At 43.6% G+C, this 25473-nt stretch carries 21 protein-coding genes and 1 tRNA gene; 5 read left to right on the top strand and 17 right to left on the bottom strand.

The genetic code is table 11. The features are described from left to right. Position 1: 1 nt before the first annotated feature. The gene (locus tag OCU48_RS09170) at positions 2 to 1801 is read right to left on the bottom strand and encodes a DUF3413 domain-containing protein (RefSeq protein ID WP_141346126.1); all 1800 of its coding nucleotides are present in this window, start codon (positions 1799 to 1801) and stop codon (positions 2 to 4) included. Positions 1802 to 1826: 25 nt separating this feature from the next. Then, positions 1827 to 2042, bottom strand: a complete 216-nt coding sequence (locus OCU48_RS09165) for a YejL family protein (RefSeq protein ID WP_102334684.1) — start codon at positions 2040 to 2042, stop codon at positions 1827 to 1829. 84 nt (positions 2043 to 2126) lie between these two features. Here OCU48_RS09165 and yejK point away from each other — a divergent pair, with 84 nt between their 5' ends. Then, positions 2127 to 3128: a nucleoid-associated protein YejK gene (gene yejK / locus OCU48_RS09160; RefSeq protein ID WP_141346127.1), complete on the top strand. Its 1002-nt coding sequence runs from the start codon at positions 2127 to 2129 to the stop codon at positions 3126 to 3128. A gap of 179 nt (positions 3129 to 3307) precedes the next feature. Beyond that, the gene (gene asd, locus OCU48_RS09155; protein ID WP_141346147.1) at positions 3308 to 4426 is read left to right on the top strand and encodes an aspartate-semialdehyde dehydrogenase; all 1119 of its coding nucleotides are present in this window, start codon (positions 3308 to 3310) and stop codon (positions 4424 to 4426) included. 272 nt (positions 4427 to 4698) lie between these two features. On the opposite strand, the gene OCU48_RS09150 is transcribed toward asd, so the two are convergent. Next, positions 4699 to 5586: an ion transporter gene (locus OCU48_RS09150; RefSeq protein WP_208727164.1), complete on the bottom strand. Its 888-nt coding sequence runs from the start codon at positions 5584 to 5586 to the stop codon at positions 4699 to 4701. A 155-nt stretch (positions 5587 to 5741) separates the two neighbouring features. Then, a complete protein-coding gene (locus OCU48_RS09145) occupies positions 5742 to 6383 on the bottom strand; it encodes a YchE family NAAT transporter (RefSeq protein WP_141346128.1) in 642 nt (213 codons plus the stop codon). Positions 6384 to 6987: 604 nt separating this feature from the next. On the opposite strand from OCU48_RS09145, the gene adhE reads away from it, so the two are divergent. After that, positions 6988 to 9660: a bifunctional acetaldehyde-CoA/alcohol dehydrogenase gene (adhE, locus tag OCU48_RS09140; protein WP_141346129.1), complete on the top strand. Its 2673-nt coding sequence runs from the start codon at positions 6988 to 6990 to the stop codon at positions 9658 to 9660. Between the two features lie 192 nt (positions 9661 to 9852). Here adhE and OCU48_RS09135 read toward each other — a convergent pair whose 3' ends face one another. Together OCU48_RS09135 and sodB are read right to left on the bottom strand one after the other, a co-directional pair. Then, a complete protein-coding gene (locus OCU48_RS09135; protein ID WP_141346130.1) occupies positions 9853 to 10530 on the bottom strand; it encodes an SDR family oxidoreductase in 678 nt (225 codons plus the stop codon). Positions 10531 to 10887: 357 nt separating this feature from the next. After that, positions 10888 to 11472 carry a superoxide dismutase [Fe] gene (gene sodB / locus OCU48_RS09130; RefSeq protein WP_141273421.1) on the bottom strand — a complete coding sequence of 195 codons (585 nt, stop codon included), beginning with the start codon at positions 11470 to 11472 and terminating at the stop codon, positions 10888 to 10890. Between the two features lie 341 nt (positions 11473 to 11813). Between sodB and grxD the strand changes: the two genes are divergently transcribed. Continuing rightward, the gene (grxD, locus tag OCU48_RS09125) at positions 11814 to 12143 is read left to right on the top strand and encodes a Grx4 family monothiol glutaredoxin (RefSeq protein ID WP_017027025.1); all 330 of its coding nucleotides are present in this window, start codon (positions 11814 to 11816) and stop codon (positions 12141 to 12143) included. Positions 12144 to 12226: 83 nt separating this feature from the next. On the opposite strand, the gene OCU48_RS09120 is transcribed toward grxD, so the two are convergent. The 11 genes from OCU48_RS09120 to OCU48_RS09070 form a co-directional block, all read right to left on the bottom strand. Next, positions 12227 to 13552: a Na+/H+ antiporter family protein gene (locus tag OCU48_RS09120; protein WP_141346131.1), complete on the bottom strand. Its 1326-nt coding sequence runs from the start codon at positions 13550 to 13552 to the stop codon at positions 12227 to 12229. A 27-nt stretch (positions 13553 to 13579) separates the two neighbouring features. After that, positions 13580 to 14224, bottom strand: a complete 645-nt coding sequence (rnt, locus tag OCU48_RS09115) for a ribonuclease T (protein ID WP_141346132.1) — start codon at positions 14222 to 14224, stop codon at positions 13580 to 13582. A gap of 160 nt (positions 14225 to 14384) precedes the next feature. Continuing rightward, the gene (gene gloA / locus OCU48_RS09110; RefSeq protein WP_141346133.1) at positions 14385 to 14801 is read right to left on the bottom strand and encodes a lactoylglutathione lyase; all 417 of its coding nucleotides are present in this window, start codon (positions 14799 to 14801) and stop codon (positions 14385 to 14387) included. A gap of 36 nt (positions 14802 to 14837) precedes the next feature. After that, complete coding sequence (gene nth / locus OCU48_RS09105; RefSeq protein WP_141346134.1) at positions 14838 to 15473, bottom strand: endonuclease III; 636 nt, start codon at positions 15471 to 15473, stop codon at positions 14838 to 14840. A gap of 21 nt (positions 15474 to 15494) precedes the next feature. Then, entirely contained in the window at positions 15495 to 16187 is a 693-nt protein-coding gene (locus OCU48_RS09100) for an electron transport complex subunit E (protein WP_141346135.1), read from the bottom strand. Then, the gene (rsxG, locus tag OCU48_RS09095; protein ID WP_141346136.1) at positions 16187 to 16816 is read right to left on the bottom strand and encodes an electron transport complex subunit RsxG; all 630 of its coding nucleotides are present in this window, start codon (positions 16814 to 16816) and stop codon (positions 16187 to 16189) included. The genes OCU48_RS09100 and rsxG overlap by 1 nt, the downstream gene beginning before the upstream one ends. A gap of 4 nt (positions 16817 to 16820) precedes the next feature. Continuing rightward, on the bottom strand, positions 16821 to 17870 hold the full coding sequence (gene rsxD, locus OCU48_RS09090) for an electron transport complex subunit RsxD (protein WP_141346137.1): 1050 nt from the start codon (positions 17868 to 17870) through the stop codon (positions 16821 to 16823). Then, positions 17870 to 20335, bottom strand: a complete 2466-nt coding sequence (gene rsxC, locus OCU48_RS09085) for an electron transport complex subunit RsxC (RefSeq protein ID WP_141346138.1) — start codon at positions 20333 to 20335, stop codon at positions 17870 to 17872. Before rsxC ends, rsxD begins: the two co-directional genes overlap by 1 nt. A gap of 6 nt (positions 20336 to 20341) precedes the next feature. Then, positions 20342 to 20929 carry an electron transport complex subunit RsxB gene (gene rsxB, locus OCU48_RS09080; RefSeq protein WP_141346139.1) on the bottom strand — a complete coding sequence of 196 codons (588 nt, stop codon included), beginning with the start codon at positions 20927 to 20929 and terminating at the stop codon, positions 20342 to 20344. After that, complete coding sequence (gene rsxA, locus OCU48_RS09075; protein ID WP_065209629.1) at positions 20929 to 21510, bottom strand: electron transport complex subunit RsxA; 582 nt, start codon at positions 21508 to 21510, stop codon at positions 20929 to 20931. Before rsxA ends, rsxB begins: the two co-directional genes overlap by 1 nt. Positions 21511 to 22840: 1330 nt before the next feature. Continuing rightward, a tRNA-Asn gene (locus tag OCU48_RS09070) sits at positions 22841 to 22916 on the bottom strand. A 498-nt stretch (positions 22917 to 23414) separates the two neighbouring features. On the opposite strand from OCU48_RS09070, the gene uvrB reads away from it, so the two are divergent. Next, positions 23415 to 25460, top strand: a complete 2046-nt coding sequence (gene uvrB, locus OCU48_RS09065) for an excinuclease ABC subunit UvrB (RefSeq protein ID WP_141347343.1) — start codon at positions 23415 to 23417, stop codon at positions 25458 to 25460. The last annotated feature ends 13 nt before the right edge of the window (positions 25461 to 25473 follow it).

Raw genomic sequence — 25473 nt, 5'->3', positions numbered from 1 at the left:
GTTATTGCTGTTCGTAGAAACGCTTAGTTTCTGACAAACCCTGCATAATAACGGACAGTTTTGGTTTTACATCACGTTGTCTACGGTAATTGTGGTCAAACACTTTGTAGTTGCCATAGCGGTCTAAGACAGTAATTTCATTAGGAGAAATCAATGCAAATTCACGAGCGTCTCCAGCCATCGTCCAACGGCGTTTTTTGTCATTAAACAAGTTTTGACCGCTACTGAAATCTGCTGGGTTGGACGTTACACCAAGTAGATCTTGCATCAAAGTTACTGACAAATCAAAGTGGCTTGATACATGCGTCCATTCTTTTGCGCGTTTATTTGGCCAATGTATCACCATTGGTACCTGCAACTGATACTTGCTGTAATTACTGTTTGAACCCCAACTGTTGGTGTTGGTTTCGTTAAATTCCCAGCCATGATCTGAAGTAATCACGACAATAGTGTTGTTTAGTAATTCTTTATCTTGCAGCGCAGTAAGTACCTGTTCGATTGAGGTGTCAATTTTGCTAGCGGTGGTGTTGTAAGCCTGGCGTAGCACTGCCTCTGCATTTTTTCCAGAGACATCACTTACGTGATCTTCAAACTGTTGCATCTGTGTGAGATGAAGAAGGCTAAACCAGTTTTTGTTACCTTCGTTATCAAGCCACTGTTGCCAGTTGGCCACAGCGGCTTTATCCGACTTGCTGATCTGTTCAGTAAGGTTATCGTCTAAACCGCTTAAGATAACATCGTCATAGATATTCGATGAGAAGTCGTTGCCACTAAAGAAAGCCATATCGTAGTTACGATACTGAAGTTGCTCTACGAATAAGGGTTGAGTCTCGTGATGACGAACATTGGCGGAATATGTCGCAGGGATACCATAAAATAAACCAAACGAGGCGTAATTGTCGTTACCAGAGCTGTAATGATGGCTGAAGTTTTGGTTCTGAGTGGCAAATTCACTCAGTGCTGGCATGGTTTCAGGAGTCATGCTGTCTGAGCGTAAATCTTCAACCACAATCATCATAAGATTGTAGTTCTTACTCTTACTCTTACTTACCTTCAAGGTTTCTAGAGGGTAAGTAAGTACTTCGGTATTTGCTTCACCGCGCTCAACACGCTGCTGATATTCTTCTCTATCGAACCAGCCTTGGCGTTCTAAAAAGGTTTTAGCCGTCATTGGGTACGACAACGGGAAGTTAGCACGTTGATTAGTAATTGGATTGTAGAAGGTAGCGTCAGCCCAGATATAGACTAAGTGACTGAAAATAAAGCTCACAAAGAACACAACAGCAATAGGGCGGCCAATGCGTTTATGTGACAGTTTTCTTTGTTTGCGCCACACCCACTCAGCTAGAGCGAGTTGCACAAAGAAAATGATGGGTACAAGAACGAACAGCGTTTGCCATTTTGCATTAATGGCATTCTTATCATCACTTAACAGCAGCTCCCAAACGATAGGGTTTAGATGCAGGTTAAGCTCTTGATACGCTTGTGTATCAAGTAACAAAACGGTCAGCCCAACTGTGCTCGCGAGCACACCTACTATCCTGAACAGTTTAAAGTTCGGGACAACAAAGGTTATAGGGAACAGGCAGAGTACATAGAGTCCAAATACCAAGAAGCCAAAATGGCCTACCCAAGATGAGAATAAGTACAGTTGCCCAAGTAGGGTTTCTGGCCAAGGGGATTCAGCTATGTATCGCGTACCAATGAGCATTGCAACGATGACATTGAAAAAACTAAACCAATGTCCCCAGCTGACAAGCCTTGATACTCGTTCTGCGTAAGAATTACCGCTATCTACCATGAATGTTCGTTCTTGTTATTAGTTGTTAGTCTTCAACAGATGCGATTAATGCATCTGAAAAAGTTTTGGCGATGGCCTTCCTTTGTCCCTTTGCCACGTTCTGGTTAAGAACGTTTGTCGCGATATTGCCAACCAACATCAAGCTCAGTTCTGGAGTCGATTGGTGTTTTTCAAGGACTGTAGCTATTTCAGCTAACATGGTTTCGACTTTTTCGTCACTGTATTTCGATGTAATAGGCATAGTTACTCTGCTAATGATAGTGGAAACGGCTTATGATAACCTACTATGAATAACAACTGAAATCACAAGAGATAGAAATCTCCTATGAGTTTACAATTATCTAATGTCATTTTGCATCAATTAGTTAAAGATTCTGAGCAACAGCTAACGGTTAACTACCGTGAATCAGCACTAACTAATGACGCATCTACTGAAAGTTTAGTCGCTGAATTGCATCGAGTGTTCAATGCAAAAGCAGGAAAAGGCTTTGGAACCTTCTCAGATGAGAGCGAGTTCAAGGTTTGGTTAGACGACACGTTAGCCGATGCTCTCGACTTTTACACTTTCTCACAAAATAGTGCCAAGCGACTGATCTCTGAGATCAGCAAATACCCTTTTGCTGAAGAAGGCTTCTTAGTGCTAGCTCACTATCAGTCTTTAGCCACTGATTATTTGTTTATTGCGCTTATCCCATCTAACGAAAGTCTTAAAGTTACCGAAGGGCTAGATATTAGTGCTACGGATTACTTAGATATCTCTAAGATGGATATAGCGGCACGTATTGATCTTTCTACTTATCAAACAGACAGGGATTCAAACCGCTCGCTTACTTTTATCAAGGGGCGAGTAGGGCGTAAGGTTTCTGATTTCTTCTTGGATTTTCTGCAAGCGGAAACTGGCTTGGATACCAAACAGCAAAATTTGGTGTTGATGCAAGCCGTGGATGACTTTGTTGCTGATGCTAAGTTAGAGAAAGATGACGCAAATTCTTATCGCAAACAGGTTGCCGATTACTGTAACGAGCAGATCAAAGCAGGTGATGAGGTTGAAGTTCGTGAGTTATCACAAGAGCTACCAAAAAGCGATGACGGCACGAGCTTTTCTGATTTTACTCAAGAGCAAGGCTATGAGCTGGAAGAGAGCTTTCCGGGCGATAGAGCAGCTGTACGCAAGCTAACTAAGTTCGTTGGCGCAGGTGGCGGCCTGAATATCAGCTTTGATTCTATGTTAATGGGTGAGCGTGTTTTCTATGATCCAGAGACTGACACCTTAACAATCAAAGGTTGCCCACCAAATCTACGAGATCAGCTCACTCGAAAGGGTTAACCCTTAAAAACAAGTAGTTAAGATAACGCAACCTTTGAGGTTGCGTTTTTTTTACACTTTATGGATAAAATTTCTTGTCATTCGGCTCAACTTTTTTAAATATGAAGGACAGTAAAAAATTTGATTAGCACTGACGATGATTTCAGTGCATTCCCAAAATTACATGGAGTATAGAGATGATGCGAGTAGGTTTAGTTGGCTGGCGCGGTATGGTTGGCTCAGTTTTAATGCAAAGAATGGTAGAAGAAAACGACTTTGATCTAATCGATCCGGTCTTCTATAGCACCTCTCAGGTCGGTATTCCGGCTCCTGTCTATGCAGGAAAAGAAGCGGGTATGCTACAGGATGCTTTTGATATCGAAAGTCTGAAGCAATTAGATGCCATTGTGACCTGTCAGGGCGGTAGTTATACTGAGAAAGTGTATCCTGCACTGAAACAAGCGGGTTGGAAAGGCTACTGGATTGATGCTGCTTCTACACTGCGTATGGATAAAGACTCCATCATTACTCTTGATCCTGTGAACCTGGCTCAAATTCAGCAAGGCATTCATTCAGGTACTTCTACCTTTGTAGGTGGTAACTGCACAGTAAGCTTGATGCTAATGGCGCTCGGCGGGCTCTATGAGAAAGGTCTTGTTGAGTGGATGAGTGCTATGACTTATCAAGCGGCTTCTGGCGCTGGTGCGAAAAACATGCGTGAGCTGATTGCTCAAATGGGTGTTGTGCAGCAATCAGTTGCGGCTGAGCTTGCCGATCCAGCGACCTCTATTTTAGATATCGATCGTAAAGTTGCAGAAACTATTCGCTCTGATGCTTTCCCTACCGATCAGTTTGGCGCACCTCTAGCAGGCTCTCTTATCCCTTGGATTGACGTTAAACGCGAAAATGGCCAGAGCAAAGAAGAGTGGAAAGCGGGCGTTGAAGCGAACAAGATTCTGGGCTTAGATGGAAACCCAATTGCCATTGATGGTACCTGTGTTCGTATCGGCGCAATGCGTTGTCACGCACAAGCACTGACCATCAAGCTGAAGCAAAACGTACCTATGGACGAAATCGAAGAGATCATTGGAACGCATAACGATTGGGTTAAAGTTATTCCAAATGAGCGTGATATTACAGCTCAAGAGCTTACTCCAGCGAAGGTGACGGGTACTATGTCTGTTCCTGTTGGTCGTCTGCGTAAGATGGCCATGGGCGATGACTTTTTAAATGCCTTTACTGTGGGCGATCAGCTCCTATGGGGGGCTGCAGAGCCACTGCGTCGTACTCTACGTATTATTCTGGCTGAGAAGTCTTAATAGTAGCTTTAAGTGCTTAGTTGATTTGAAGGCGCCCTATGGGCGCTTTTTTTGTTTTTAGAGTGGGGAGGACTCGATCTTTCTAAGATTTAGGATAGCAACCCTGTTGCTTCCTGAATGACGACATAATTTAGTGCAGACAGAGAGCGAACGTCCGATTTTACCGTCATTCCAGCCTTGAGCTGGAATCTTAGGTGGTTCTTGACCTGAGTATGTGCACTCTAAGATACTGGCATTCGCCAGTATGACAACTTCTCACTATGGCAGCTTGGCTAATCATAATCACTAGTGCTACTGGTGATCTTCACGACACGTTCTTCATGATCTGGCAACTCACTGCCACAGTGTTTGCAATGAAACGCATCAGGTTCATGGTCATTCTTCATGCAATTTGGACACATCACTAGATCTCTATGGTCTCGATAGATTTTCTTCTGTTGCTTAACTTCTTGGCTCATCTCTGCGGTGATAATTCCTGTGGGTACAGCCAGAATTGAATAACCCAATAGCATAGTCAGTGACGCTATTGCTCTACCTAGTGTGGTAACAGGGGATATGTCGCCGTAGCCGACCGTGGTGATGGTGACTATAGCCCAATAAATACTGGTTGGAATGCTAGTAAAGCCGTTCTCTGGACCTTCAATAATGTATAGCAGCGCCCCAAAGATGGTCACGAGTATGGCCACCATACTAAAGAAGATAAAAATCTTGCGTCTAGAGTTCCATAGGGAGCGCATGATGACATTGGAATCTTGAATGTATTGAACCAATTTCAGTATTCTGAAGATACGCATTACACGTAGCAGTCTTACCACTCCCAGAAAGTGTGCATTTGGTACTAGTAGCGCTATATAGAAAGGCAAGATGGCCATAAGGTCTACAAAGCCATAGAAGCTCTTCGCGTAAGCCCAAGGCTTAGGTGAGCAATATAGGCGCAATAAGTACTCGATAGTAAAGAGGGCTGTGAATAGAACTTCAAGATAACCTAGCTGTGTTGCCCACTTTTCATTTACTGATTCTACAGAACCCATAATCAAAACCAGCAAAGAGCTGATGATGGAAGCAATCAAGCAGATATCGAACCAACGACCTAGTGGCGTATCGGTACGAAAAATGATCACATAAAGTCGGTATCTAAGAGTATGTTCTGGGTGTGGCATATCAAATTAACTTAAATCAGTAATAACAATAGGATAGCACGTAGATATAAGGTGACCCGAAAAAGAAACCTAAGCACACGTTTTTCAGATTAGAACGAAAAAAGCACCTAAGAGGTGCTTTTTTGTACGGATGTGGATGTGTTTTCTGGTGTCAACTAGCTCATCAACCCAGGGAATAGCGCGCCAATTCCGCTGGCAATAAATTCAATGCCGAGTGCACCCAATATCAAACCCATAATACGAGTGATAACGTTGATCCCTGTTTGCCCTAAAAAACGTACGATGAAAGGTGCAGAGCGGAACAACACCCAGCAACAAAAAGAGAATATGATTACGGTAACCGTGACTGCTACATAATCCATTGGACCCGTGTGATTTGAGCCAAACACGATGGTTGAACTGATAGCACCAGGACCCGCCATCAACGGCATAGCTAGTGGTACTACGCCCACTTGCTCTTTACTAATACTCTCTGCTTTTTCTTGCTTGTTTTGTTTTTGCTCACCTAATTGGCCGTTCATCATGGCAAATGCAATGCTAACTAAAAGTAAGCCACCTGCAATACGAAACGAATCAAGAGAGATACTAAACACATCAAGCAGCATCTGGCCTGCAAACAAGGAAACGATCAAAATTACCGCAACAGCAATATTTGCTGTTGAGGCTGTTTTAATACGTTCTTCTGGGGATAGATGATTCGTCAATGACACGAAAATCGGCATGATGCCCACAGGGTTAACAATGGCAAATAAGCCAACAAAAAACTGTAGATATACAGCAACGTCCATACCTTGCATTAGCGAGCCTTAATAAGAAAAACGGGGTGTAATAAATTTCCGCGCTACTTTAATCAAGGACGAGAATTTACGCCAGTGAAACTTTCAAGTATTCGCCTGAAGTTTTCTAAATGATAATCAATTATGCATTAGAAAAACTAATGCGTAAATCCCAAGGCGCTGAAGAAGAGAATTCGACATATTTCGTATGCCTGACACTAAGAGTAGTACTAGATTACAAAGAGACATCAAAAGTAAATAACTGCGCAAAATTTCTCGTTGTCCTATACAAAACAATGGTTATACTAGGGTCTGGCACGTTTTATATGGCCTACAGGATTTGAAAATTTATGACGTAATGGAATTTTTATTACGTAGTAAAAGGGCTACTTTCATGGATGAGATCAGCATCACAGATTGCACTATTTGTAATACAATATGGCATTTAGAATAAGCTCAGCTAATAACCATTTGGTGGTAGTTCTTTCAAACTAAGTGATCTGAGTCAATTTTATTCGCAGAGTGAAATAATATACTCGTCTGTGAAAGCTATTTACTAAGCTGTGTGGTTTAACTAACAAACCTTACTAAAAAGTTTTTAATTTAAAATATCTAGGAGATAATTATGCCTGTAACTAATATGGCTGAACTGGACGCTCTAGTAGCTCGCGTTAAAGCGGCTCAAGAAGAGTTTGCAACGTTTTCGCAAGAGCAAGTAGACACGATCTTCCGTGCAGCTTCTCTAGCAGCCAACCAAGCACGTATTCCTCTAGCACAGCAAGCTGTAGCGGAATCTGGCATGGGCATCGTAGAAGACAAGGTAATCAAAAACCACTTTGCATCTGAGTTTATCTACAACAAATATAAAGATGAGAAAACCTGTGGCATCTTAGAAGAAGATGACAACCTAGGCACAATGACCATTGCAGAACCTGTTGGTATCATCTGTGGTATCGTTCCAACGACTAACCCTACATCTACTGCAATCTTCAAATCTCTAATCTCACTTAAAACACGTAACGGCATCATCTTCTCGCCACACCCACGTGCTAAGAACTCTACTAATGATGCAGCTAAGCTAGTTCTAGATGCAGCAGTAGCAGCGGGTGCTCCAAAAGACATCATCGGTTGGATCGACCAACCTTCTGTTGAGCTATCTAATGGCCTGATGAAACACGACGGTATCGCTCTTATCCTTGCAACTGGTGGTCCAGGCATGGTTAAAGCTGCTTACTCTTCTGGTAAGCCAGCAATCGGTGTTGGTGCGGGTAACGTTCCAGTAGTAATCGACGAAACTGCAGACATCAAACGTGCTGTAGCTTCTATTCTTATGTCTAAAACGTTCGATAACGGCGTAGTATGTGCTTCTGAGCAAGCGGCTATCGTAGTTGATGAAGTGTATGACGAAGTTAAAGCTCGTTTTGCTTCTCACAAAGCACACGTACTAAGCAAAGCTGACGCGAATAAAGTACGTAAAGTACTTCTAATTGATGGCAACCTAAATGCTAAGATCGTTGGTCAACCTGCTCCAGCAATCGCTGAAATGGCTGGCGTTAAAGTTCCTGCTGACACTAAAGTGCTAGTGGGTGAAGGTCTTGGTAAAGTATCTTACGATGACGAATTTGCTCATGAGAAACTATCTCCAACTCTAGGTCTATTCCGCGCTGACAACTTCGAAGATGCTGTTGCTCAAGCAGTAACTATGGTTGAAATCGGTGGTATCGGTCACACATCTGGTCTGTATACAGATCAAGACACAAACACTGACCGCATTCGTTACTTCGGCGACAAGTTGAAGACGGCTCGTATTCTTGTAAACATCCCTTCTACTCATGGTGGTATCGGTGATCTTTACAACTTTAACGTTGCACCTTCTCTAACTTTAGGTTGTGGTTCTTGGGGTGGTAACTCTATCTCTGAGAACGTGGGTCCTAAGCACCTTATCAACAAGAAAACTGTAGCGAAGCGAGCTGAAAATATGTTGTGGCACAAACTACCTAAGTCTATCTATTTCCGTCGTGGTAGCCTTCCAATCGCTCTTGGCGACCTAGAAGGTAAGAAACGCGCATTCCTAGTAACTGACCGTTTCTTATTTAACAACGGTTACGCAGACAGCGTAGTTAGCCTTCTTAAAGCTCAAGGCATTGAAGTTCAAACATTCTTCGATGTAGAAGCAGATCCAACACTATCTGTTGTTGAGAAAGGCGCTGCAGCAATGCAAAGCTTCCAACCTGATGTAATCCTAGCGCTTGGTGGTGGTTCACCAATGGATGCAGCTAAGATCATGTGGGTAATGTACGAGCACCCAGAAACTCACTTTGAAGAACTAGCAATGCGCTTTATGGATATCCGTAAACGTATCTACAAGTTCCCTAAAATGGGTGAGAAAGCTGAACTAGTATGTATTACTACAACTTCTGGTACAGGTTCAGAAGTAACTCCATTTGCTGTTGTTACAGACGACAAAACAGGTGCTAAATACCCACTAGCAGATTACGAGCTAACGCCTAACATGGCTATTGTTGATGCTAACCTAGTAATGAACATGCCTAAGTCTCTAACAGCGTTCGGTGGTTACGATGCAGTAACTCACGCACTAGAAGCATACGTATCTGTTCTTGCTAACGAATACTCGGATGGCCAGGCTCTTCAAGCACTTAAGATGCTAAAAGAATACCTACCAGCGAGCTACAAGCACGGTGCAGCAGACCCAATCGCTCGTGAGAAAGTACACAATGCGGCAACTATCGCTGGTATTGCATTTGCACAGTCTTTCCTAGGAGTGTGTCACTCAATTGCTCACAAAATCGGTGCTGAGTTCCACTTACCGCACGGTCTTGCAAACGCATTGATGATTTCTAACGTTGTACGTTACAACGCGAACGATAACCCAACTAAGCAAACGGCATTCTCTCAATACGACCGTCCGCAAGCACGTCGTCGTTACGCTGAAGTTGCAGACCACCTAGGCCTAAGCCAAGCTGGTGACCGCACTGCTCAGAAGATTGAACGTCTACTAACATGGTTAGAAGAGCTGAAGAAAGATTTGGATATTCCTTTATCTATTCAAGAAGCGGGTGTTAATGAAGCAGACTTCATCGCTAAACTAGATGAGCTATCTGTTGAAGCATTCGATGATCAGTGTACAGGTGCTAACCCACGTTACCCTCTAATCACTGAGCTTAAAGAAGTACTAACAACGTCTTACTACGGTAAGCCATACGTTGAAGGTGAAACTTTCGAAGGCACTACAGTAATCAAGAAAAAAGCAGACCAAAAAGTTGCTAAAGCGAAGTAATTCGACTCTTGATTAGTGGGCTTGAAAGAGTCCACACCGAATAGAAAAATCCCAGCGCTGAAAGGTGCTGGGATTTTTTATTTTTGATGCTTGGAACATGAACGATGTACGTTCTATCCACAAAGTTATCTGAACTTGTGGGACCATCCATGAGGTTATCCAATAGAAAGATGCTAGCAATTCACTACTGAACTACCATGACATTACTCGCCCGTTAAACGAGTCGTTTGAGACAATGTATTCCGTATTTCTTATCAGTTCTTCGCGAATGTTAGCAAAGCTGTTTTGATAGTCATCATGGCGAGAGTGATGCACGCTAGGCAAGATACCTCCAACACGAATATCAAACGGGTTGAGCTCCTTAGCCCAACTCTTTGTTAGACCACTGACCATAGAACTCGTGCTTTCGGTACCAAGAATAGATTCAGAGCGTTCATTTGTAAGGATATTCACAATCACACCTTGCTGGTGGTTCTTACGCATTTGCTCTGCGCAAGCGTGACCGCAGCTAAACAGTGATTGAACAAGGTGAGAGAATTGCTCGCTAAATTCCTCCGCTGGAGTAGGGCTTACCAAAGTCGGCAGTGGATGGTTTTCCCAATTATTGATCAGAATATCAACGCCACGGTCATAGAAGTTCTCAATATAGTTAAACATATCATCGACATTATGTTGGGTGTCATCAGGTAGCGCATAGGTGCACACATTAAAACCAGATTCTATACATTCTCTGTATGTGCCTTTAAGGAGCGATGAGTTTTTGTCCGTGATGACAACCTTGGCTCCAAGAGAGGCAAAGTGAAGGGCGAGAGTCCTCCCAAGTATTGTTCCTGCCGAGGTAATTAATACCACGGAATTGTGAATAACCATTGTTGACCACCTGATTTTTCTAGAGCTTAAAGAAAACTACTGATCACCGCAGTGACAAATAGAGGGCTTAATAGCCCTCTATAAATGAATCCGCTAGTTGGATCTAAGAGCCATATCTGACTCATAGTTATACGATCGAATATAGTGAATAAGATGTGAACAAGATGGTGATTTCTTGTGTTTATGATATGCAATTACTTGAACTAAGGAGTAGCTCACAGTTTGTATGATAGAGGTAGCAATAACTAAGGAAAATTTGTATGGAATATCATTCCTAATCAACAAGACTGCATAACCATCCGCAAACGACAAAAAAGGCTGCCTAAATAGGCAGCCTTTTCATTATAAATCAGCTAATTATTTAGCTAAGTTTTGTGCAACGAAGTCCCAGTTAACTAGAGCCCAGAAGCCATTCATGTAGTCTGGACGAACGTTACGGTAATCGATGTAGTAAGCGTGTTCCCAAAGGTCAACAGTTAGAAGAGGAGTTACACCTTCTTCTGTTAGAGGAGTCGCTGCGTTTGAAGTGTTAACGATTGCTAGTGAACCGTCTGCATTCTTAACAAGCCAAGTCCAAGAAGAACCGAAGTTGTTGATTGCAGAATCAGTGAATTTAGCTTTGAACTCTTCAAAAGAACCAAATGCTGCGTTGATTGCGTCAGCAACAGCGCCCGTTGGTTCGCCGCCTGCGTTTGGCGCTAGGCAGTGCCAGTAGAACGTGTGGTTCCAAATTTGTGCTGCGTTGTTGAATACACCACCGGTAGAAGTCTTAACGATTTCTTCTAGTGTTTTGCCTTCAAACTCAGTACCAGGGATTAGGCCATTTAGTTTAACAACGTAAGTGTTGTGGTGTTTACCGTGGTGAAAATCTAGAGTCTCAGCAGAGATATGTGGTTCTAGCGCGTCTTTTGCGTAAGGAAGAGCTGGTAGTTCAAATGCCATTTGCTCGGTTCTCCATTTATGAGGGCTAAGCCCTAAGCTTCCAATGTAATAACAAATTACACTCGATGAGAGATTTCTCATCAAATGCATGTGACAGGGTAGGTAGTACTACGAACCGCTGTGCAAATTAGTTCTCTAACTTCGTTTGCATTCTATCAATTTTTTATACTAATAAAAGGTTAGGCAACAAATTTATAATATTTGGTAACCAACAGAGTGCGGTTACGCCAACTTTTGTCTATTTTCGCAACAATAACCATAGTTAGTTTATGGTTTTTATTCTAAGCTAGTAAGGTAAAATAACGGAATACTATATAGCGTACATGGATCCGAGGAACGCAATGGAAACCCTAGACAAAATCAAACAGCAGATCGAACAAAACACTATCCTTCTTTACATGAAAGGTTCACCTAAGCTTCCTAGCTGTGGATTTTCTTCTCAAGCGTCTCAAGCTTTGATGGCGTGTGGTGAAAAGTTTGCATACGTTGATATCCTGCAAAACCCTGATATCCGTGCTGAGCTTCCAGCTTATGCACAATGGCCAACTTTCCCACAACTATGGATCGAAGGTGAGCTAATCGGCGGTTGTGACATCATTATAGAGATGTTCCAAAAAGGCGAACTTCAGCCTCTTATTAAGCAGGCCGCTCAACGTTCAGCTAGCGAATAATCTTCGCAGAGCACTGAGCTCTTATAGAGTGCAGATATTAAAAAGGCTTCCAACTGGAAGCCTTTTTCTATTTTTGAGCGAGGTTAAAGAACCATAGCTGCCACCCAACCGAAAATGATCAGTGGGATGTTGTAGTGGATGAAAGTTGGAACCACTGTTTGCCAGATGTGCTCGTGCTGTCCATCTGCGTTAAGACCAGATGTTGGACCAAGGGTTGAATCTGAAGCCGGAGAGCCTGCATCACCTAGTGCTGCTGCTGTACCTACCAAAGCAACGATAGCCATTGGAGAGAAACCAAAAGCTGTTGCTAGTGGTACATAGATGGTTGCGATAATTGGGATAGTTGAGAATGAAGAGCCAATACCCATAGTCACTAGAAGACCAACAATCAGCATCAATAGCGCCGCAAGAGGCTTATTGTCACCAATAGAAGTAGACAGAGCTTCAACAAGTGTCTCTACACCACCAGTAGCTTTCATCACCGCTGCAAAACCAGCTGCTGCAATCATAATAAAACCAATCATCGCCATCATATGAACGCCACGAGTAAATACATCGTGGGTTTCTTTCCATGCGATCACACCACCAAAGGTGAACACCATGAAACCGGCGAGTGCACCGATAATCATTGATCCTGTGTACAGCTGTACTGATAGTGCAGCGATGATAGCGCCTACGGCAACAATAATGTGTTTTTTATTGATGTGACTAGGCTCTGCATCTACATGCGTGATTTCTGTTTCTTTGTAAGTGCGAGGTTTACGGTAGCTAATAAAGATAGCCACAAGCAGACCTGTGATCATGCCCAGCGCAGGGAGTAACATCGCCATCGGTACATCAGATGCAACGATGTTGTGCAGGCCGTTGTCGTTGAGGTTTTTCAGCAATATGTTGTTCAGGAAAATGCCACCAAAGCCAATTGGCAGAATCATATAAGGAGTAACAAGACCAAAAGTAAGTACACAGGCAATCATACGACGGTCAATGTTTAGTTTTGAGAACACTGCAAGTAGAGGCGGAATAAGAATGGGAATGAATGCAATGTGAACAGGAATAACGTTCTGCGATGACATAGTGATTAAGATAAGAGCAACCAGTACAGCGTATTTAAGACCAGTAGATGCAGTGTCACTCTCTTGGCCATTAATGCGTTTAATGACGCTTTGTGCCAATAGGTCGGTAATACCTGACTTTGAGATAGCAACCGCAAACGTACCCAGCATGGCGTAGCTAAGAGCGATGGTTGCACCACCACCTAATCCACCTTCAAAGGCAGCAATGGTGTCGGTAATGTTCATGCCAGCGGTAAGTCCACCAACAATAGCACTAAAAGTTAACGCAACAACGACGTTAACGCGCATCAATGCTAATAGCAGCATGATACAAACGGAAATGACAACGGGATTCATTATACTTCTCTAATTGTTTAGTTGTGTTTATTCTTCGTCAAGCATTGGCCAGCCACCTAAGGCTTTCCATTTATTGACAATTTTACAAAATAATTCAGCGGTCTTTTGTGTATCGTAAAGCGCTGAGTGTGCCTCTTTATTGTCGAACTCTATCTGCGCTGCTTTACATGCTTTGGCTAAAACGGTTTGACCATAAGCTAAGCCGCTAAGAGTCGCGGTATCGAAAGTGGCAAAAGGGTGGAACGGTACACGTTTCAACTTGGAACGTTCGCTAGCCTGAGAGACAAAGCCATGATCAAAGGCAGCATTATGCGCCACGATGATCGCTCGGCTACAACCGGCTAGCTTTTGTTCTTTGCGAACCAGTTTATAGATCTCTTTCAATGCTTCTGATTCGGGGATAGCGCCACGCAATGGGCTGAAAGGGTCACGCATTCCGATAAATTCGAGTGCTTCCTTCTCTAAATTTGCTCCTTCAAATGGTTCTACTTGGAAAGTCAGGGTGCTTGCTGGATGCAAGTCTCCGTTTTCATCCATAGCCAGAGTTACTGCGCATATTTCAAGCAACGCGTCAGTTGAGGCATTAAAACCAGCGGTTTCTACGTCGATAACCACAGGGAAATACCCTCTAAATCGTTTTTTTAGCGTCAAAGCTTCATTTTCTACAGTCATAACAAGTAAAGCGTATGGATTAAGGCGAGCATTATTACAGATTCATAAGGTTTTCTAAACCCATACATTAATTTTCCTGAGTCTAAATATGACAAAAGGGCTGTAATTATCTTTAGACAATTACAGCCCTAGTAAACGTGTTTACTTATCTGTGAATTGATTAGCCGTTCAAACCAGACGAGGCATTTTCTCGCTGAATAAGTTCTATCTTGTAACCATCAGGGTCAGTGACAAAAGCAATATGTGTTGAGCCCCCTTTAACTGGGCCTGGCTCGCGAGTTACGTTTCCACCAACTGCCTTGATAGCATCACAAGTAGCATAGATATCCTCATACCCAATAGCGACGTGGCCAAAAGCATCGCCAAGATCGTACTCTGTTGTGCCCCAGTTGTAGGTCAGTTCAATGACTGCACCTTGTGATTCGTCGCCAAAGCCGACAAAGGCAAGAGTGTATTGGTATTCTTTGTTTTCGTTCTTACGCAATAGTTCCATACCCATTACTTTGGTATAGAACTCGATAGACTTATCTAAATCACCCACGCGAAGCATGGTGTGTAATACGCGGCCTTGAGACATGATTGATCCTTATTATTTGTGAAATGGAGAGTAGTTTTAATCGATATCCTTATCTTTGTACTCGCACAAGTCTTCTATCATGCAACTGCCACAACGTGGGTTGCGAGCAATACAGGTGTAACGACCGTGGAGAATTAGCCAATGATGCACATCTAGCTTGAACTCTTTTGGCACAACCTTGAGTAGCTTTTGTTCAACATCATCTACGGTTTTACCCATGGCAAACTTGGTGCGATTCGAAACCCGGTAGATATGTGTATCAACCGCAATAGTCGGCCAACCAAATGCAGTATTGAGAACCACATTAGCTGTCTTTCTTCCGACGCCCGGTAGGGCTTCAAGAGCTTCTCTATTTTCAGGGACTTCACCACCATGTTGTTCAAGTAATATCTTACAGGTCTTGATGGTGTTTTCTGCCTTTGAATTGAACAAACCAATAGTCTTTATGTATTCCTTTAAGCCATCAACACCTAAATCTAGTATGCCTTGCGGGGTATTGGCGACAGGATACAGCTTGTCGGTTGCCTTATTAACACTGACATCGGTTGCTTGAGCCGATAATAATACCGCTATCAGTAATTCAAAAGGGGAGCTCCAGTTGAGTTCCGTTTCTGGGTGAGGGTTTTCCTCACGCAATCTCTCAAGTATGAGTCGACGCTTATCTTTATTCATTGAGTCCGTTTTTAAATAAGATTAGTTGTTAGTAACACGAGCCCGTTCAATCTGCTGTTTCTCATGCTTCGGTGCTTGTTGCGCTCGGTAGTTGTCTATCCAGTTCTTACCAGCAATTAAGAAACCCACACCGATAAAAGCACCGGGTGGTAGCATCGCAAGTAGGAAGTTACTGTCAACCTGATACACTTGAATGCGCAATACGCTTGCCCAATCACCCAGTAGCAAATCAGCGCCATCGAAAAGTGTACCATTACCGAGAATTTCTCGAATTGCACCAAGAACCACGAGTACGGCAGTCATTCCTAATCCCATCCAAAGACCATCTAATACAGCCAGTGCAGGTGTATTCTTCGAGGCATAGGCTTCGGCTCGACCAATGATAATGCAGTTGGTTACGATCAAAGGGATGAAAATGCCTAAAGACAGGTATAAGCCATAGGCGTAGGCGTTCATTAATAGTTGAACGCAGGTTACCAGAGCTGCAATGATCATCACAAAGATAGGCAAACGGATCTCTTGAGGTACATGATTGCGAATAAGAGATACGGTTAGATTTGATCCCACTAATACTAACAAAGTAGCTATGCCGAGACCTAATGCGTTGGTCACGGTTGCTGATACGGCTAGTAGTGGACAGAGGCCAAGCAGTTGGACAAGGGCAGGATTGTTATCCCAAAGACCATTCTTTAATAACAGTTTCTTCTCTGACATTATTTCACCTCACATTGTGGTGAGTTACTCAAGATATCTTCCTGATTTTGCGTAAAGTATAGTCCTGTGTTGTAGATGGCTTTCACTACAGCTCGAGGAGTAATCGTTGCACCGGTAAACTGGTCAAATTGCCCGCCATCCTTACGTACTTTCCAGTTGTCTTGATTGTCTGCAGTAATTTCTTGATTAGTGAATGACAAGATCCAATCCGATACACGTAAATCAATTTTATCGCCAAGCCCAGGAGTTTCTTGATGCGACAGTACTCGGGCACCTAACACCTTGCCTTGCAGGTCGACACCCACCAATACACGAATCGAACCGTTGTAACCATCAGGTGCGATAGTTTCAATTGCAACTGAAGTTGGCGTACCGTCGATAGTAGCAATATAAGCAGGCATAATTTCGTGAGTGCCTAAAACTTCATTTTGTAAGTCGATGCAGTTGGCGTAAAGTTCGTTGTCATGCAAATTTGTAGGGATAACTTGATTTAGCTGCCCTTGCAGCTGAGCGATTTGCTGCGCTTTGATCGTATCCTCAGTCAATAGATGGGTGATAGAGACCACACCTGTTGTGATGCAAGCGAACATGGCGAGAACTAAACCGTTTTGTCGTATGGTTTTTAACATGATATTACTTGTGACCGTAGGTTCTAGGTTGTGTGTAGTAGTCGATCAGCGGTACACACATGTTGGCTATAATAACCGCAAAAGCAACGCCGTCAGGAAAGCCGCCAAAGGAGCGGATAATGACGATCAGTGCGCCGATTAACCCACCAAAAATCACTCGTCCTTTAATCGTTGTCGCAGCGGAGACAGGGTCTGTTGCGATAAAGAAAGCGCCGAGCATGGTTGCCCCCGAAAATAACTGGAACAGTGGTGATCCTAGTGTACCTGGGGCGATAATGTACAGTATCAGGCTGGTAAGGAATACGCCGCTAAGCACACCTACAGGGATGTACCATTGAATCACGCGAAGCTTAAGCATTATCAATCCACCAATAAGGAATAAGACATTAATCCATTCCCATCCGTAGCCTGCGATACCTGAAAATAAAGGGCTATTATTGATTTCAGAAAGCGTTTGACCATTACCAAGACCGGTTTTTACGGTATCGAGTGGCGTTGCCATGGTGATCCCATCAACTCCGGTGCGGATCTGCTGTAGTGACATACCATCAAGGTTGTAACCGCTAAAAATAAGCGATAGGGCATCGGTCGCACCCACAGGTGATGATGAGATTTGTGCTGGAGTTAACCAGCTGGTCATCTGTACTGGGAACGAAATGAGCAAAACTACGTAAGCGACCATTGCCGGGTTAAATAGGTTCTGTCCTACTCCACCGTAGAGGTGCTTTGCAACGACAATAGCAAAAAATAAACCTATGACGGTGATCCACCAAGGGGAAAGCGGGGGGATCGCAATGGCGAGTAATACAGCGGTGACGAGCGCAGTATTGTCACGGAGCGCTTGTATTGGAGAACGCCCTCTAGCCAGCATGATGAGAGACTCATATGTCCAAGCCACTAAGATAGCAAACAGTACTTGAATTAGAGTGCCAAAACCAAAGAAGTAGGTTTGCGCCAAAATACCTGGAATAGCACACAGTGCGACCAGAAGCATCATAGTCGATAAAGAGCGACGCTTTTGAGTATGGGGTGAACTGGCGATAAAAAATGCCACTAGTTATTCTCCTTAGAGTCAGTGCTATCGGCTTGTTGAGCCGCCTTTCTTGCTTTTGCTCGGGCTATAGCAGAAGCGACGGCTGCTTTTTTTGGGTCGTCTGACTCTACAGATTCGCTAGTTTGAGGCTCAGTGTCAGCGGTTTGTTGTTGCTGAGCTTTGCGTGCTTTTGCTCGGGCTATAGCAGCAGCGACGGCGGCTTTTTTCGGGTCGTCTGATTCTGCAGACTCGCTAGTTTGAGGCTCAGTGTCAGCGGTTTGCTGTTGCTGTGCTTTACGTGCTTTGGCTCGTGCAATTGCAGCAGCGACGGCTGCTTTTTTCGGGTCGTCTGACTCTGCAGGCTCGCTAGTTTGAGGCTCAGTGTCAGCAGTTTGTTGTTGCTGAGCTTTACGTGCTTTTGCTCGTGCTATAGCAGCAGCGACGGCGGATTTTTTCGGGTCATCCGATTCTGCAGGCTCGCTAGTTTGAGGCTCAGTGTCAGCGGTTTGTTGTTGCTGAGCTTTACGTGCTTTGGCTCTTGCAATTGCAGCAGCGACAGCAGATTTCTTCGAATCATCAGACTCTGTGGTGTTGCTAGTTTGAGGCTCTATATTTGCTTGCGCGGCTTTGCGTGCTTTAGCTCTTTCTATAGCTGCTTTCACGGCATCTTGCTTTTCAGTTTTCGCATCGACATCTGTCGAATTTGTTGATGATACTTGTTCTTTTTTAGCTTTTGCGCGAGCAATAGCAGCCGCAACAGCATCACTTTTCGTCCCTGCTGCTTTTGGTTGATTTTCTGCTTTTTGTTCGCGACGTAGACGCGCTTCTTCCTTGCGTTGTTCACGCAATTTTCGCATCTCAGAATTGTCAGGTTCAGTAGCGTTGTCTGGTTGTGCTTCAGCTTGCTTTGCTTTGGCTCTGGCAATCGCGGCCGCAACTGCCGGTTTAGGACCTTCAGTCTTTTTCTGTTTAACTCTTTCTATCGCAGCAGCAATAGCATCGTCACCGCCTTCAGTTTTCATTTGACTGCGACGTTTTTCTGCGGCTATTTTGTACTTCTGCTCGCGCTCGATTTTATCGCGCTCTAGGCGCTCTTTACGTTGTTCAAAACGAACCTTAGCGCGTTCAGCAGCTTCGGCTTCGGCTGCTTGAATTTTGATTTCTGTTTTCGATTGACGAAAGTAGTTAACTAACGGGATGTTACTAGGGCACACATAGGCACAAGCACCACATTCGATACAGTCTTTAACTTTGTACTCTTCGCACTTTTCGAGGTCTTTATCTTTCGAGTACCAATACATTTGTTGCGGCAGTAGTGAAGCAGGACAAGCCGCTGCACATTGACCACAACGAATGCAGGCCATTTCATCAGCAGTGAACTCTAACTCTTTCTTCGCAGGAGCTAATATACAGTTACTGGTTTTAGTGATAGGAACCTCGGTGTGAGGCAAGGTAAAGCCCATCATTGGCCCGCCCATAATAACGGATTGTTTTTTCCAAGGAGAAAAGTGTGCTTGCTCAAGTAAAGATTGTACTGGAGTCCCGATAGGCACCCACAGATTTTGCGCTTGGCTGACACTGCGGCCTGTCATAGTGACTACACGCTCAACCAAAGGCTCGCCATCTATGACAGCTCGCTTCACAGCAAAAGCAGAACCGACGTTTTGCACCATGATTCCTATGTCTGCAGGCAGTCCGCTTGAAGGCACTTCTTTATTGGTTAAAACTTTGATTAATTGGCGCTCACCGCCCGATGGATACTTAGTTGGAATGACACGAATGACAATATCATGATTCTCTCCAGCCTTACTTAGGGCTTGGATTGCTTCAGGCTTGTTATCTTCAATGCCAATAATGCACAGCTTAGGCTTTAATATGTGGCTTAAGATGTCTATACCTTGGATAACTTGCTCTGCATATTCACGCATTAGGCTGTCATCGGCAGTAATGTACGGCTCACACTCAGCGGCATTAATGATCAATATATCTGTGCGGCCAAAACCCGACTGGAGTTTTCTTGCCGTTGGGAAGCCTGCGCCCCCCATACCTGATATACCAGATTGACGGATGATATTGACCAAATCTTCGGCGTTTAGGTCTTGATAATTGGGAGTGCCACTGTGTTCAATCCACGTATCTTTATTATCTGGTTTGATAACAATGGAAAGCTCTGGCAACCCAGATGGATGGCAGCCTGTTCTTGGCTCAATAGCAGTGACGATACCAGAGGTGGATGCATGTACTGGCAAGCTTAAACTGGTGTGGTACTGAGTGAGAGGTTGGCCTTTTAATACCAAGTCTCCAACTTTGACCAGTAGATCGCCTTCTTTACCAATGTGTTGTTTGACTGGGATGACTATCTCATTCGCAATATTAGCTCGCCCAATTTTATGGGTCAGAGATTGTGCTTTATGTTCTGGCGGATGAATGCCTCCAGGGAAATCCCAGAGATGGCCAGAGCGAATTTGTTCAATAAGTGACAGCATTGGCGGTTATGAATTCTCAGTCGTTGTGCTTGGCACATTGGTATCGATATTAACTACTGGGATGGTGTCGAGTTGCCATTTCCAAGTATCCGGAGTGGTTTTTACCGGAATCATCTCAATGCATTCAGTTGGGCAGGGTGAAACACAGAGATCACAGCCCGTACATTGGTCCGCAATGATGGTATGCATGGCCTTTGTTCCCCCGACAATGGCATCAACGGGACAAGCTTGAATACATTTAGTGCAGCCGATACACATGTCTTCGTGTATAAACGCGACTTTTTTAACATTATCGGAAAGATCGTGTGCTGAGTCGGGTACATCAACTCCCATAAGGTCAGCCAGTTTTTGTATAGTGGCTTCTCCACCAGGAGGGCATTTGTTGATCTCATCACCGTTAGCAATAGCCTCTGCATAAGGGCGACAGCCTGGGTAACCACACTGACCACATTGTGTCTGTGGCAAGATAGAGTCAATTTGTTCAACGATCGGGTCAGCTTCTACTTTGAAGCGGATAGATGCAAAACCAAGTAACCCGCCAAATAGAGCAGCAAGAGCCACGAGGGCGACAACGGCGATAAGAATAGCTTCCATTAGATCTTCACCAAACCTGTAAAGCCCATAAATGCTAGAGCCATTAAGCCTGCAGTGATCATTGCAATAGAGGCGCCTCTAAAAGGCACTGGAACATCGGAAGCTGCAATGCGTTCGCGCATTGATGCAAATAGAATAAGCACCATCGAGAAGCCAACGGCTGCACCAAACCCATAGATGATGGACTCTACGAAACTGTGATTTTCATTAACATTAAGCAAAGCTACGCCCAGCACTGCACAGTTTGTGGTGATCAGTGGGATGAAAATCCCGAGCAGTCGATATAACGTAGGGCTAGTTTTGTGCACCACCATCTCAGTAAACTGAACTACGACAGCAATAACCAGAATGAAACTCATGGTTCGTAGGTATTCGATGCCAAGCGGTTGCAGTAGATAGGTTTCTACTAAATACGCACACACTGATGCCAAGGTCAGAACAAAGGTTGTCGCTAGCCCCATACCTATAGCCGTCTCTAATTTTTTAGAGACTCCCATAAATGGACACAAGCCCAAGAATTTAACTAGCACAAAGTTGTTGACCAGTACGGTACCAATCAACAACAAAAGATATTCGGTCATACCAATTTTTTACTCACCCAGATCGAGCTGAACATTATCCTAATTTGTCAGGTATATAACAACACAACATCTGTAGGGATTTAGAACATTTGTAGAAAATATAGTCGTTTATACGCAGTTCTTTTCAAATAAAGTACATAAAATTGAGGTGTTAGGTGCCATAACGTCGTTTAGTTTTAAATTTGATGACTATTTGTGGAGACTTAGGTTACCCATTTGGGCGGACGAATGGTGTGTAGATTGTACGTTTTTGTAATGCAAGTCTTTATATTATGACGCAAATTTAAGTTAATGCGTTCCCAGATTCCCGCTAAAAGCATGCGGGAATGACATTTCTTATAGCTATCAGCTGACAGCTTAAAGCTCTAAGTTTAAATGCAGTCATTGCCGAAGTGTTTTTTAGGCAATCTTTGGGCGAGTGTGTTGCAAGATTCCCGCTAAAGGCATGCGAGAATGACATTTCTTACAGCTATCAGCTGACAGCTTAAAGCTCCAAGTTCAAACACCGTCATTGCCGAGGTGTTTTATCGGCAGTCTTGGGCGAGTGCGTTGCGAGATTCCTGCTAAAAGTATGCGGGAAGGACATTTTTTACAGCTATCAGCTGACAGCTTAAAGCTCCAAGTTCAAACACCGTCATTGCCGAAGTGTTTTATCGGCAATCTTAGGGCGAGTGCGTTCCCAGATTCCCGTTAAAAGCATGCGAGAATGACATTTCTTACAGCTATCAGCTGACAGCTTAAAGCTCCAAGTTCAAACACCGTCATTGCCGAGGTGTTTTATCGGCAATCTTTGGGCGAGTGCGTTCCTAGATTCCCGTTAAAAGCATGCGGGAATGATATTTCTTAGAGCTATTAGCTGACAGCTTGAAGCTCTAAGTTCAAACACAGTCATTGCCGAGGTGTTTTATCGGCAATCTTTGGGCGAGTGCGTTCCTAGATTCCCGCTAAAAACATGCGGGAATGACATTTCTTACAGCTATCAACTGACAGCTTAAAGCTCCAAGTTCAAATGCAGTCATTGCTGAAGTGTTTTATCGGCAATCTTTGGGCGAGTGCGTTCCTAGATTCCCGTTAGAAGCATGCGGGAATGATATTTCTTAGAGCTATTAGCTGACAGCTTGAAGCTCTAAGTTCAAACACAGTCATTACCGAGGCGTTTTATCGGTAATCTTAGGGGAGTGCGTTGCGAGATTCCCACTAAAAGCATGTGGGAATGACAATTCTTACAGCTATCAGCTATCAGCTGACAGCTTGAAGCTATTTACCCAAACACAAAGTCCAAACGAAAAAAAACCGCATCACTTTCATGATACGGTTTTTTAAAAAAATTTGGCTCCCCCTGCAAGACTTGAACTTGCGACATACGGATTAACAGTCCGCCGTTCTACCAACTGAACTAAGGGGGAATTGCTCTAAAGCGAGGCGAATATTACTGACAAGGCTTCTATCTGTCAATATTAAATCTGAAGATTTCTAGGAAAAATTATACAGAAAGTGCTGTGGGTAATGTTGAGACCAATTGCATTAAGGCTTGGTGACAGTTATCCACTGATTTTGTGGATAAGTATGTTGATGAGTTTGGGGAAACTTTATTTTATTAACATACCGATAACTTTACTTGGTGTAATTGTTTATTGTAAGTACATGCAATACAAGGAGTTGTGTGAAAAATGCGTGCTTCAACAAGATGTGATAGGTGTTTCAGGTATGTTCAAAAAATAATCTAAAAATTAACCATTGACTAAATTCTGGGGAAAAGCTGTGAGTTAATTAGATGTTACAATAGAGAGGGTTTTCTTTCAGGGGAGAAGAATATAGCAAATGTTAAAATCGAGTGCTAGCACTATTGGTGATAAAATTGATATAAATACTCATGAAAATATTTCAAGCGAAGGTAACGCATTGTGGATGAAGAAAAAAGCACCAAAACGTTTGATTTGGTTTCGAGTTATCAACCTTCGGGCGACCAGCCTACTGCGATTAAACAATTGCTTGATGGATTGGACAGTGGTCTAGCCCATCAAACCTTATTGGGCGTGACAGGTTCAGGGAAAACCTTTTCGTTGGCAAATGTTATTGCACAGGCACAGCGACCAGCCATCATTTTGGCGCCGAATAAAACCTTGGCTGCTCAATTATATGGAGAGATGAAAGCATTCTTTCCTAATAATTCCGTAGAGTACTTTGTTTCTTACTACGATTATTATCAACCTGAAGCATACGTTCCCACAACTGACACCTTTATTGAGAAAGACTCTTCGGTGAATGCTCATATTGAACAAATGAGGTTGTCAGCGACAAAGGCGCTACTAGAGCGCAAAGATGCCATCATTGTTGCTTCGGTTTCTGCTATCTACGGTTTAGGTGATCCTGAGTCTTATCTTAAAATGATGTTACACGTTAGACGTGGCGATGTAATGGATCAAAGAGATATCCTACGCCGACTAGCAGAATTGCAGTATTCAAGAAATGATGTGGCGTTTGAGCGTGGGCAGTTTCGTGTACGAGGTGAGGTGATTGATATTTATCCTGCTGAATCTGAACATGATGCAGTACGAATTGAAATGTTTGACGATGAAATAGACTGTATCAGTATTTTTGATCCACTGACGGGCTCTGTTACCCAAAGAGATCTACCCAGATTTACCATCTATCCTAAAACGCACTACGTTACACCGCGTGATCGAATGCTGGAAGCGATTGAGAAGATTAAAGATGAGCTTGTTGATCGCAAGAAACATTTGCTTGATAACAATAAATTACTGGAAGAGCAGCGCATAAGTCAGCGTACTCAATTCGATATAGAAATGATGAATGAACTCGGATTTTGCTCTGGAGTAGAAAACTATTCAAGGCATCTCAGTGGTCGTGAAGAGGGCGAGCCGCCTCCGACCTTGTTTGATTATCTTCCGGCGGACGGTTTGTTGGTTATTGATGAGTCACACGTCACCGTTCCGCAGATTGGTGCTATGTATAAAGGCGACCGTTCTCGTAAAGAGACTCTAGTCGAATTTGGTTTTCGTTTACCGTCAGCTCTCGATAATCGCCCACTAAAATTTGACGAGTTCGAAGCTTTAGCGCCTCAAACCATCTTTGTTTCGGCAACGCCTAGTGACTATGAAAAAGAGATGTCCGGCGACGATATTGCAGAGCAGGTTGTTCGCCCAACGGGTTTACTCGATCCAGAAATTGAGGTGCGCCCCGTAGGTACTCAAGTCGATGACTTATTGTCGGAGATACGCATTCGAAGCGTCAAAGATGAAAGAGTGTTGGTGACCACATTAACCAAGCGTATGGCCGAGGATTTAACGGAATACCTGACCGAACATGATGTGAAGGTTCGTTATTTGCATTCGGATGTGGACACTGTAGAACGGGTCGAAATAATTCGTGACCTACGTTTGGGTGAATTTGATGTGTTAGTGGGTATTAACTTACTTCGTGAAGGTTTGGACATGCCAGAAGTGTCGCTGGTGGCCATTCTCGATGCCGATAAAGAAGGCTTCCTTCGTTCAGAGCGTTCGTTGATTCAGACTATAGGTCGCGCCGCACGAAACCTTGAAGGTAAGGCTATCTTGTATGGAGATCGTATTACTAAATCGATGGCCAAAGCGATAGGTGAAACAGAACGTCGACGCTTGAAGCAGCAACAGTACAATGAAGACAATGGAATTACACCGCAAGCTCTTAAGAAAAGTGTCAAAGATATTATGGAACTCGGAAGTGTTGCCAAAGCGGGCGGCAATAAGAAGTCCAAAGCTGTGCCATTATCTAAGGTAGCGGAAAGCGATGAGCAATATAAGACATTGCCACCGCAAGAGTTGGAGAAGCTTATACTCAAACTAGAGAATGAGATGTACCAACATGCACAGAATCTTGAGTTTGAAGAAGCGGCTGCCAAACGAGATCAAATGGAAGAATACCGAAGGCAATTCATCGCCAATAGCTAGGGGTTAGGTTGTA

This window comes from Vibrio inusitatus, assembly GCA_024346935.1.
GTDB lineage: Bacteria > Pseudomonadota > Gammaproteobacteria > Enterobacterales > Vibrionaceae > Vibrio > Vibrio inusitatus.
Note: the sequence above shows the minus strand (reverse complement) of the source record. Positions and strands in the feature narration are given on the sequence as shown.